The following is a 10,323-nucleotide window of genomic DNA, read 5'->3' on the forward strand; positions in this document are numbered from 1 at the left end:
TTAGAAAAGCCCAGCATCTAGCTGGGCTTTTTCGTATCTGTTACTTCTAATTGTCTCTTGCTGATAAAATGCTCAAAAAAGTGTAATTTCCATCATAGATCGAATAGAATGCGTCAATCTTTATAAATTATGCACGTATATCTTTGATTGTTGAGAGGATGGATATTAACAGGTCGAGATTTGTTGTTGCTTCCCTCGCCGCTGTGACGGGAACCTATCACGCCTATGCTGATTCTCTAGCCAGTTACCCTGAAGACTGGAGAGAGTGGCCGATCGTCAAAGAATCCATGAACCTACCTGCAGACACCATACTTCCCGAAGACGCTTCTTTGTTCATGCAGGAATCTGTACGTGCCTATAGTTGGATAAACAATGGCCAAGGCTCTCCGTTGACGATTCGCGTCAACCCCGCGAAGTTAAATCAGTATCAGCAACATGGCCCGTACACAGACGGGCCTACTGCAGTTGCCATTTCAGAAGTTCAAGGTATTGTCTGGGTCACTGAACATATCGGTGGCGAAGCGATATACGGTAGCTATGATAGGCAGGGTAAAGATATCAGCCATACACACCCGACGTTAAAACCGAGTTTTTGCCATAGTTGCCATACCACATATAAAGACATCTGCATCAATGGCACCTGTGCGAATCCACAGACGACCATGTTTGATTAGGTTTCATTATGTTGCGAATACTCTGTAAACCACTTAAACGCTTATCCATTAATCAAATGCTGTTTGGGTCTCATTTGGTTCTCGTTTTGTTTATTGTGGTGTGTATGAGCTATTCGCGTTATGCCAGCGAGTGGAACAGGCATGTCAGCTATTCAGCGCTGCTGGCGGAATACTCAATCAAATCGCACATCAATTTCTTTTCTAGCGCGGTCGCAGGGCTAAATTACGCCAACCTGACCATGTCTTCAACTAAGCAGCTAATCGCATCGATGGAAGACATTCTCTACTTTGAAGTGAGCGGTGTATCTGATTACTCCAAACGTCCAGTCAAGGTACAGTATCTGGCTGCAACTCAGGAGCTATGGCGCGCCGATGTGACTCAGTCAGAGGTTAATCGCTCATTTGATACTCTGCTTCAGCATAGGGAGGCTTTACTCTCACCGGATTTGTCGAGCCCGATAAAAATAAGAAAACTCAACTACTTGCTCAATCGGAGTGAAACGGAATATGAAGCCCTTAGTCGAAGTTTCGGCCTGACTCAGAGCTTTCAACTCCTTTGGAAAAAGCCTAAATTGAATGATCTACATTATCAGCTTGATCAAGAAGATTGTGTTCTGCACGTTCAAGTCCCGTTAACCAACGTAAGCGGCGGGTACATTTGGGCTGTCATTGACGCCAGCAAATTAACTCAGATCCAACATGCATTAATCAAAGAGCTCTTGATAGAAGCGATTAGCGCTTTGTTTGTGTCGATGTTTCTTATTTTATGGGTGTCTCACTGGATAGTGGCGCCGTTGAAAAAGCTTGCCGCCAGTATGCGCTCTGAACACGCCTATCAGGAAATAAATTCCTTATCTGAACTGCAACGTACGGATGAAATTGGCCAGTTAGCACGCGCATATCGCGGGTTGTTGGTTAAGATAGAAAGCCAGCTCAATATTTTGCGTACAAAATCCGATACCGACCCTTTGACGGGGTTAGGCTCGCGTTACAAATATACTCGCACTGCTTTACCTTTCATTAAGCGCCATCTTGGCCGAGGGGAGTTCGTGGGGATGATTGTGTGCGACGTCGACAATTTCAAGTCTTTCAATGATATCTATGGGCATACAGAAGGTGATAACGCCCTGGCTAAAGTCGGTAATAAAATAGCGGAGTTGGCGCGCGACAGTGATTTAGCGTTTCGCTATGGTGGTGAGGAGTTTGTTATTCTGTGCGCGAGACCATCGGAGTCGCAGCTCTATTACTTCACAGAGCGTCTAAAACTCGAGATTGAGGGGCTGGGTATCCTACATGCCGGGAACATGCCTTATCGAGTAGTGACGGTTTCGACGGGTGGTACCATTGCCCATCACTCTTTCCGTAACCAGCAGCCTCTGGATCACAAAGCGTTGCAAGAGCACATGTTTAATGTGGCCGATAAAGCCTTGTATCGCAGTAAAGAGCAGGGGAGAAACCATGTCAACTGGCGAGCGGTTGACATGGAAACTAAAAACTAGCGTTCTAGGCGGAAAATCTTTCCGCTGTCGGTACTAAAATAGAGTACTCCCTCGGGAGTCGTTTCAATATCCCTGATTCGCTCTCCCAGTGATTCCAGAATTCTTTGCTCTTTAATGACGTTACCTTGCTTATCCAAAGTAAGAATATTCAGATGAGTAAGCTTTAGCGCCCCAGCCACCAATTTCCCGTCGAGCTCGGGATAATGCCCACCGCGATAGAGAATCAGAGAACTGGGTGCAATAGAAGGAACGTACACCTGCTTAGGGGGTTGGATTCCAGGTAGCTCTTCTGCTTCACCAACCGAAATTGGTCCCCAGTACTCTTTGCCATGCGAGGTTATCGGCCAACCATAGTTCTCACCCTTTAATATCTCGTTCACCTCATCACCGCCGCGAGGCCCATGCTCAATGGACCATAATCTTGAGCTGGTATGATCGAAGAAAAGCCCTTGGGGGTTGCGGTGTCCGTAGCTCCAGATTTCAGCTTGAGCATTGTCTTTATTAACAAAGGGGTTGTCTTGAGGAACGCGGCCGTCTGGGTGTAACCGAATTATGCTGCCAGCATGAGTAGAGAGGTTTTGTCCATTATCTCTTTCGCCTCGGTCACCCACCGAGAAGTAGACGAACTGCTCATCAAACGTAACTCTGCTGCCAAAGTGACGCCCGCCATCAGAACCGGACTGGGTGACTAACAATTCGCGCCAATTCTCCATGCCACTGGCTGTTAAATCGGCGACGGCGAGTGTCGTTTCAACGGCGTCATTGACTTGTTTGGAGTACGTGAAATAAAACTGCTTTGCTTTAAACGGAGACTGAGCGACATCAAGCAGCCCTCCTTGGCCTGTTACCTTAGCTTGGCTGACGCTAGGCAGTGCGGAGAAGTTACCTGTCTTGAGGTCGACAATCCCAAGCTCACCATTACGCTGAGTGACCAGCAACTTTTCATCGTCGAAATAGCTCATACCCCAGGGAACATTGAGCCCCGATGTAACTTCTTTGGCCTGCCAAGCCATGGTCGAGTGGCTGATCCCAAGGGCTATTATTGCGATCAGGTAGGTGGTTCTCTTTATCATACTGACGTCCTTGTAACGATTGCTGCATTTATCTTAGCACTGAGAATGATTAATCACTGCCATAAATGTTTTACATAAAATGTCTTGAAATGATCAATAAATGGACTATTATGACGAAGTGTCAAAAGTGACGATGCGTCATTTATGGTTTTTATACCTAAATGATATTCGTGTTACAATAGTAGAGTTAGGGAGTAGACTGCGAGACGGAAAAGATAATCATGTTTGGTTTTGGCTGTAGTAAAAATGAAAAACACGAGAGCTCTGGCTGCTCATTGGGCTTAACCAAAAAGCAGCAGGCGATTGCGGATAGAGAGGTTGAGCTAACCTTGTTGGCTAAGTCACTTGTGCAAGAGCAGGGGTGGAGCAACATGACGATGGATAAATTAACCTCGGCAAGTGCTTACTCTAAGGGCACGATTTACAATCATTTTTGCAGTAAAGAAGATGTGATTATGGCGCTGTGCATACATTCGCTTAAAAGTGAGGCCTTATTATTTGCACGCGCAGCTGAATTTGAAGGCAGTACACGTGAAAAGGTCATTGCGCTGCACGTTGGTTACAGGATCTATGCTCGAATGGAGCCAGTACTTTCAACCTGTGCGATTATGGCCAAAAGCCCTTGGGTACTTGAAAAAGCATCAGCAGAAAGGGTCAAAGAGTTGAACCAACTTGAAGAGCAGGTGATTGATCATGCTGATCAATTGGTGCTTTTTGGTGTGGAGCGTGGTGATTTGAAATTTTCACCAGGCATTGGCTCTGATGCGATAGTGTTTGCCAACTGGTCAATTGCTTTTGGTTCAAATGCATTGACACAAAATGCTTCAAACAGCCACTGTATCAATCGTCTGCAAGACCCATATACGGTACTCAATAATGCCAACATGTTGCTAGATGGTTTAGGTTGGAAGCCGCTGTCTACAGAATGGGATTATCGAAAAACTTGGCAAAGAGTTGAACGAGAGTTGTTTGCCAAAGAGATCGAATACCTCGAGTCGGTTGGTCGGTAGCACTGATTAATAAGCCCGAATGTGGGCTTTTTAAATCGCTGTTAGTGACGTTTCGTCAAAAATGACACAGACACTTAAGTTTTAAGTGGAAAGAGTTGTTCTGTTATTTAAACGCCAGCAAATGCTGGTTTTTAAATAACAATTAATGACGAAACGTCACAAATGGAGAAAGTGATGAAAACTGACCCTTCTATACCGAAACAACCGCCTAGTTGGCTGACGCTACCCACAAGATTGAGCTGGTGGGTGATGCTGCTTACTACCTTGATGGTAATAGCCGCGACCTTAGGTGCTAAGAACCTCTATTTTAGAGGGGATTACAATATCTTTTTTGACGGACAAAATGCTCAGCTCAGAGCTTACGACGAAATTCAAACAACGTTTGCCAAGTCGGACAACCTATCCATTGTTATTGCTCCCAAAAGTGGAGAAGTGTTTGAGCCCGAGACACTCACGTTAGTTAAGCAATTGACTAACGATGCTTGGCAAGTCCCTTACTCTAGTCGTGTAGATTCAATTGCTAACTATCAGCATACCGAAGCGTTGGAAGATGATCTGATCGTCGAAGACCTCTTGTTGGAAGATTACGAACTGACAGAATCTCGCATAGCGAAAGTCAAACAGGTTGCTCTATCTGAGCCAGTCTTAAAGCATTCGTTGATCTCAGAGAAAGGCGATGTCACTGTTGTAAACATCACGGTCCAGCTACCTCAGATTGATGAGACAGCTGAAGCGATCGAAGTTGTGGATAGTGCCAATGCGCTAATCGAAAAATACCAGCAACAATACCCTGATGTGGAATTCCATAAGGCCGGTATTGTGGCAATGAACCACGCTTTCATGATTGCAGCGCAAGACGATAGTGCCACGCTTGTGCCAACAATGCTGGTGGTGATTCTTCTCTTCCTCACTTTGATGCTACGTTCTATCCTCAGTGTTATCGCAACGCTGTTTATTATCATTTCCTCTGTTACTGCCACCATGGGTCTCTCTGGTTGGGCAGGAATGTTTCTTAGTACCGCCACAGTCAATATTCCAACCTTGGTGATGACTTTAGCGGTTGCTGATTGTGTGCACGTGATTGCGACCATGCGTCAGAACATGAAAAAGGGCCACAGCAAGATCTACGCGATTGACCAAAGTGTTGCCATTAACTTCATGCCCATCTTGATCACTTCTGTTACTACTGCAATCGGCTTTTTAATGATGAATATGTCCGATTCACCAGTCTTGAGAGATTTCGGAAACCTCGCTGCTCTTGGCGTCATGATTGCTTGCTTCCTATCAGTATCTCTTTTGCCCGCCATGCTGAAGCTTCTACCAATTAAAGTGAAGAAAGTTGAAGATGCAGCCAATGGTTCGTCGGATGTTATGGATAAGCTTGGTGATTGGGTTGTTAATCACAGAAAAGCACTGCTGCCTATCTCCGCGATAGTGATTGCTGTTTCCGCAGTCATGTTGCCACTTAATAAAGTCAATGATGAATCGGTTAAGTATTTTGATTCACGCAGTGAGTTCAGACGTGCAGCTGACTTTATGGAGCAGCGCATAAGTGGAATGACCAACATTAGCATTGCGGTCAAAACCAATGAGTCACAAGGGATTGCTGATCCAACATTCTTGAAAGCGGTTGGTGACTTTTCGAACTGGTTAAGAACGCAACCTGAGGCTGACCATGTTGCGACTCTATCCGATGTTTATAAGCGTCTTAACAAGAACATGCATGCCGATGATAACAGCTACTATAAACTGCCACTTGACCGAGAACTGGCCGCTCAGTACCTATTATTGTATGAAATGTCGTTACCTTATGGACTTGATCTTAACAACCAGATTAACGTCGATAAATCGTCGATTAAAATGGTGGTGACGGTCGACAATCTAGGCAGCGTCGAGTTGGTAGAGCTAGAGAATCGTATTTATCAGTGGTTTGCAACCAACGCTCCCCAATACGAAGTGGTCGCCTCTAGCCCGTCACTTATGTTCGCTCATATCGGCGAAACCAACATGGCCAGCATGCTATCTACTCTACCAATTACACTTATCCTCATTTCTGCGTTGATGATCTTTGCCTTACGCTCTATGCGACTCGGTTTGATCAGTGTCGTGCCTAACATGGCGCCCGCCATTATTGGTTTCGGTATTTGGGCGCTCATTTCCGGGGAGATCAACCTAGGTCTGTCTGTGGTTGTGACGCTCACACTTGGTATTGTTGTCGACGATTCCGTGCATTTCTTATCCAAATATCAGCGGGCGAGATTGCAAGGTCAGTCTGCTGAACAAGCCGTTCGTTACGCCTTCCATACTGTTGGGCGAGCGCTATGGATCACGACTGTCGTGTTAGTGGCTGGTTTCTCTGTCTTGGCGATGTCTAGCTTCAGGCTGAATGCTGACATGGGACAACTTAGTGCCATCGTCATCTTTATTGCTCTCGTCGTCGATTTCGTTTTTCTTCCCGCGTTACTTATGCGTTTCGACACCGCTAGTTATAAGCCTGAAACACAAACAGCACCCTCAACCACGCCACCTGTTACGCAAGCTCAACACTAATAAGGATATGATTATGAAAAAGTTACAAAACTCGATGCTCAAAACCATTGCTTTTACAGCCTTACTCGCGTTGAGTGGACAAGTCTACGCAACTGCTGAACTGGGGTTGGAGATAGCAACCGAACGTAAAGCGCGTGATTTAGGTTGGAGAGATTCTGTCGCGACAATGGAAATGGTGCTCAAAAATGCCCAGGGAGAGAGCAGCACCCGGGCAATGAGATTGAAATCCTTCGAAATGGCAAATGATGGCGACAAAGGGCTCACTATTTTTGATCAGCCTAGAGATGTCAAAGGAACGGCTTTCCTCAATCACTCACACACCACGCAAGCGGATGACCAATGGTTATACCTACCAGCCCTTAAACGCGTAAAACGTATCTCTTCGCGCAACAAATCCGGGCCTTTCATGGGCAGTGAGTTTGCGTATGAAGACTTAAGCTCATTTGAGCTAGAAAAGTACACCTTTAACTACCTTAAAGATGAACAAGTAAATGGCGATGATAGCTACGTATTGGAGCAAATCCCGACTGATAAAAACTCCGGTTACACTAAGCAACTGGTTTGGCTAGACAAGGCTCATTATCGCCCGCTAAAAATTGAGTTTTACGACCGCAAAGGGTCACTGCTTAAAACACTGACTTTTGCTGATTACAAACAGTACCTCAATCAATATTGGCGCTCTCATACCATGGCAATGGTGAATCATCAGACTGGCAAAAGTACCCTGTTAAAGACAAGCGAACTTGCCTTTAAAACGGGTCTTAAGGAAAAAGATTTCGAGAAGAATGTGCTTAAGCGAGTGAAGTAGGTGCATATGAGATCACAAATAACGATGGCTGGCCGATTATCGGCCAGCATAGGACTCACCGTGCTGGCGTTACAATGTCACGCTGAAGGGTTGGCTGGGCAAATTAACTTAGAGCATAGGCAGTTTTTTTCGTCTGGCCTCCAAGGCCAAGAGCGTGGCCAAAGCTCTTTGGCGATTGAACCTGAGTTATATTGGCAGTGGGGAGAGAGTTCAGATTTTACCTTTGTTCCTTTCTATCGGCTCGATAGCATGGATGAGGAGCGCACTCATGGGGATATCCGTGAAGCTCTATTTCTTCACTACTGGGATGATTACGAATGGCGCGTAGGGATTGGCAAGGTGTTCTGGGGAGTAACCGAGTCTGCCCACTTGGTGGATGTGGTGAATCAGACAGATGCGATAGAGTCATTAGATGGCGAAGACAAGCTGGGACAACCCATGCTGCATTTCACTGCGATCAAAGACTGGGGAACGTTTGATGCACTGTTACTGCCATACTTCAGGGAAAGAACCTTTGCCGGTGAAGAGGGCAGATTGAGACCAACGGTTCCCGTCTCTCAGCAAGCCGTGTACGAATCGAGCCGAGAAGAGAAACATATCGATTACGCACTTCGTTACGCTTACATGTGGGGAGATTGGGATTTCGGTTTGAGTTACTTTCAAGGTACTAATCGAGACCCGTACTACCAGTTTGAAGCTGGAAAGCTTAGCCCTTTCTATGCTCAGGCGAAACAGGCAGGCGTTGATGTACAAGGCATTGTCGGTGATTGGCTATGGAAGTTAGAAGCCATCTATCGCGATAGTTTTGATGATCATACAGGTGTTGTCGCCGGATTCGAATACACCTTAGTGGGCGTGTTTGATACGGTTTGGGATCTGGGCTTAATCTCGGAATACCTTTATGACAGCCGTGGTAATAACGCGCAAACTGTCGGCCAAAACGATATTTTTGCTGGTGCCCGATGGGTATTGAATGATGAAGACAGTACAGAAGTTCTAATCGGTGTTACGCAAGATTTGGATAACAGTGATGTTTATAGCGCAAAATTAGAGGCTTCAAGTCGTCTGACTAATCACCTCTCTTGGCGAGTCGATGGCTGGCTGTTTGAAAACAATACCCCGGATGATTTGCTCTATTTTGGGCGTAAAGATGACTTTATTGAAGTCTCTTTGGAGTATTACTTTTAGGCTGTTCGCCATCGCTTTATTAGTATTAATCTAACTTAATCCTCATAGGGAGCTGATCAAGCTCCCTTTTTTGACTTCTGATACCTGTTCAGTTCGCAAAGATAAGTAAAATCCCATAGGTTGGAAAGGGTTTTTATAATATCTTCTTACAAGTGAGAATTGTGAGATTAAATAAATAGGCAAGCTGCAGATGAAGTCATTTCAATGGGACAAGTGCTACGAAACAGGGATTGATGACGTTGATGAGCAACATCAGTACTTGGTTGAAATCATCAACCGCTACGGTGAATTGATCGCAGAAAACAATATCTCTTTGCAAGACATACGAATGGCTCTGTTTGAACTGTCGCGTTATGCGGAATTTCATTTCAAAGAAGAAGAGAATCTGATGCGCTCGGTAGGCTTATACGATGCTCACGTTGAAGAGCATGTGAAAGTCCATCGTGCGTTCATGGCTGATATCGTCAGTATGCAGGCCTTCATCTCTGAAGAGAACAAAAAGGCGTCAGAGCACTTACTTAACTTTCTAATACATTGGCTGGCTTATCACATTCTCGGTATTGACCAAAACATGTCGCGTCAGGTTGCTCAAGTTCAAGCTGGCGTAGACCCTTATCACGCCTACCAACTAGAAGAAAAGCAGCAAGACAAATCCACCGAGCCTTTGCTCAAGGCGTTAAATGGCCTGTTTGAACAGGTATCGGAGCGCAATAAAGAGCTGTTGGAGTTGAACCAATGCTTGGAAGATAAGGTACAAGAGCGCACGAAGCAGTTGTCCCAAGCCAACAAGCAGCTTGAAGAGCTGTCGCTAACCGATTCACTGACCAGGTTACCGAACCGTCGTTGTGCAATTAGAAAACTGAAAGTCTACTGGCAAGAAGCAATACAAAATCAAGAACCTCTCGTGTGCATTATGATTGATGCTGACTACTTTAAGCAGGTCAACGACACGGCTGGGCATGATGCGGGTGATCGGTTACTGATAGAGCTGGCACAGACCCTACAACACTCTTTTCGCAGTGACGATCTGGTTTGTCGATTGGGAGGCGATGAGTTTTTTGTCATCTGCCCCAATACGGACCTTGAGGGGGGCGCCCACATTGCAGAATTGACTCGGCAAAAAGTGAACCAAATGTTAGTCCCCGTTGGCGAAAGTGTTTGGCGAGGCAGTATTAGCATTGGGGTGGGGGAGCGAAGCGACGAGATGGTCGATTACAACGACTTGATCAAAGTGGCGGACAATGCGGTGTATCAGGCAAAGTCATCTGGCCGTAATCAAGTCGCGACCGTTCAATCGAAGGTTTTAAGCATCCATACATCGCAGCCACCATGCTCTGTACCTTCTAAAGGTTGATCGAGGTGGTGAAAACCCAGACGTTCATACAGCTTAATGGCTGACTCCATTGACGTGAGCGTATCTAAATAGCATTCACGAAAGCCTTGCTGCTGAGCAAAGACCAAACATTGTTCGCTCAAGGCTTTACCTATACCATGACCACGGCTCTCGCCCAGCAAAAATAG

The 10,323-nt window shown here is 45.7% G+C and carries 9 protein-coding genes; 7 read left to right on the plus strand and 2 right to left on the minus strand.

The genetic code is table 11. The annotated features are described in order from the left end of the window. The first annotated feature begins 158 nt into the window (after positions 1–158). Both RH45_RS14375 and RH45_RS14380 read left to right on the plus strand, forming a co-directional pair. On the plus strand, positions 159–674 hold the full coding sequence (locus RH45_RS14375; RefSeq protein ID WP_008078341.1) for a hypothetical protein: 516 nt from the start codon (positions 159–161) through the stop codon (positions 672–674). A 104-nt stretch (positions 675–778) separates the two neighbouring features. Beyond that, a complete protein-coding gene (locus RH45_RS14380) occupies positions 779–2,173 on the plus strand; it encodes a sensor domain-containing diguanylate cyclase (protein WP_241211648.1) in 1,395 nt (464 codons plus the stop codon). Here RH45_RS14380 and RH45_RS14385 read toward each other — a convergent pair. Beyond that, positions 2,170–3,246, minus strand: coding sequence for a PQQ-dependent sugar dehydrogenase (locus tag RH45_RS14385; protein ID WP_008078351.1), 1,077 nt, complete (start codon positions 3,244–3,246; stop codon positions 2,170–2,172). The two genes, RH45_RS14380 and RH45_RS14385, sit on opposite strands and share 4 nt — an antisense overlap. A 221-nt stretch (positions 3,247–3,467) precedes the next feature. On the opposite strand from RH45_RS14385, the gene RH45_RS14390 reads away from it, so the two are divergent. The 5 genes from RH45_RS14390 to RH45_RS14410 all read left to right on the plus strand — a co-directional run bounded on the left by RH45_RS14390 (position 3,468) and on the right by RH45_RS14410 (position 10,156). Continuing rightward, a complete protein-coding gene (locus RH45_RS14390) occupies positions 3,468–4,256 on the plus strand; it encodes a TetR/AcrR family transcriptional regulator (RefSeq protein ID WP_008078353.1) in 789 nt (262 codons plus the stop codon). Positions 4,257–4,430: 174 nt separating this feature from the next. After that, the gene (locus RH45_RS14395) at positions 4,431–6,806 is read left to right on the plus strand and encodes an efflux RND transporter permease subunit (RefSeq protein ID WP_008078354.1); all 2,376 of its coding nucleotides are present in this window, start codon (positions 4,431–4,433) and stop codon (positions 6,804–6,806) included. Positions 6,807–6,819: 13 nt separating this feature from the next. Next, positions 6,820–7,614, plus strand: a complete 795-nt coding sequence (locus RH45_RS14400; RefSeq protein WP_008078355.1) for an outer membrane lipoprotein-sorting protein — start codon at positions 6,820–6,822, stop codon at positions 7,612–7,614. 6 nt (positions 7,615–7,620) lie between these two features. Further along, positions 7,621–8,802, plus strand: coding sequence for a hypothetical protein (locus tag RH45_RS14405; RefSeq protein WP_039958711.1), 1,182 nt, complete (start codon positions 7,621–7,623; stop codon positions 8,800–8,802). A gap of 190 nt (positions 8,803–8,992) precedes the next feature. After that, a complete protein-coding gene (locus RH45_RS14410) occupies positions 8,993–10,156 on the plus strand; it encodes a GGDEF domain-containing protein (RefSeq protein ID WP_008078358.1) in 1,164 nt (387 codons plus the stop codon). Here the strand turns inward: RH45_RS14410 and RH45_RS22980 are convergent. Continuing rightward, positions 10,093–10,323: GNAT family N-acetyltransferase (locus RH45_RS22980; protein WP_138956421.1), on the minus strand; the 231-nt coding region annotated here is incomplete at its 5' end. The genes RH45_RS14410 and RH45_RS22980 overlap by 64 nt on opposite strands.

Origin of the sequence: Vibrio sinaloensis DSM 21326 (assembly GCF_000189275.1) — a bacterium.
GTDB classification, from domain to species: Bacteria; Pseudomonadota; Gammaproteobacteria; order Enterobacterales; family Vibrionaceae; genus Vibrio; species Vibrio sinaloensis.

Coding starts and splice junctions, on each gene's coding strand:
- RH45_RS14375 (WP_008078341.1), top strand. CDS start 159: ATGGATATTAACAGGTCGAGATTTGTTGTTGCTTCCCTCGCCGCTGTG.
- RH45_RS14380 (WP_241211648.1), top strand. CDS start 779: ATGAGCTATTCGCGTTATGCCAGCGAGTGGAACAGGCATGTCAGCTAT.
- RH45_RS14385 (WP_008078351.1), bottom strand. CDS start 3,246: ATGATAAAGAGAACCACCTACCTGATCGCAATAATAGCCCTTGGGATC.
- RH45_RS14390 (WP_008078353.1), top strand. CDS start 3,468: ATGTTTGGTTTTGGCTGTAGTAAAAATGAAAAACACGAGAGCTCTGGC.
- RH45_RS14395 (WP_008078354.1), top strand. CDS start 4,431: ATGAAAACTGACCCTTCTATACCGAAACAACCGCCTAGTTGGCTGACG.
- RH45_RS14400 (WP_008078355.1), top strand. CDS start 6,820: ATGAAAAAGTTACAAAACTCGATGCTCAAAACCATTGCTTTTACAGCC.
- RH45_RS14405 (WP_039958711.1), top strand. CDS start 7,621: ATGAGATCACAAATAACGATGGCTGGCCGATTATCGGCCAGCATAGGA.
- RH45_RS14410 (WP_008078358.1), top strand. CDS start 8,993: ATGAAGTCATTTCAATGGGACAAGTGCTACGAAACAGGGATTGATGAC.